This is a genomic window from Peribacillus sp. P4_B1, from assembly GCF_056402395.1.
The window spans coordinates 1-523 of the sequence record NZ_JBFUHM010000188.1 but is presented as its reverse complement, the minus strand read 5'-3'; the positions used below and the strand labels follow the sequence as shown (position 1 = coordinate 523).

Below are 523 nucleotides of genomic sequence, written 5' to 3'. Positions count from 1 at the left end.
GTTCCATACTTATTCGTTTAGGTATTTCTTTTTTACCTAGTTCGTCACCTATATTTTTTAACGTGGTTTTTCCTGATCTCGCGATGTCTGTTATTGTAGCTTGAACCTTCTGAACCTGCTTTTGTGCAAATTCCTTACTGTAAGGGACGAACTTTGTACCGCTTGCTACTTTATCGGCGACCTTCGCCGCTCCAGCCACACCGCCGATTCCGAGTGCCATCAACAGGCCGTTCTGGCGCTGTTCCTCGGTTAGCTGGTTGCCGAACATGTGGATTGTCAACACTAAATCAAACAACTTTTTTAAGGGATAATTTTTTATATTCTAGAGGACTTAAGTAGCCAAGAGTTCCATGAATTCTTAGCTTATTAAACCAGTTCACATAGTCTCCAAATTCGAGCGTTAGCTGGGATAAGTTCGTAAACTTTTTTTGATTGGCGAACTCAGTCTTAATGATTTTAAAGGTCGCTTCCGCGACGGCGTTATCATATGGACAACCTTTCATACTAATACTAAGTGAACGGC

General features: G+C 41.7%; 1 protein-coding gene and 1 pseudogene. Both read right to left on the bottom strand.

Annotation, left to right across the window (positions count from 1 at the left end):
- Positions 1-268: pseudogene (locus AC1DVK_RS27195) on the bottom strand (hypothetical protein); the annotation flags it as partial.
- Between the two features lie 19 nt (positions 269-287).
- A partial coding sequence (locus AC1DVK_RS27190) for an IS3 family transposase (RefSeq protein WP_477627858.1) occupies positions 288-523 on the bottom strand: 236 nt, incomplete at its 5' end.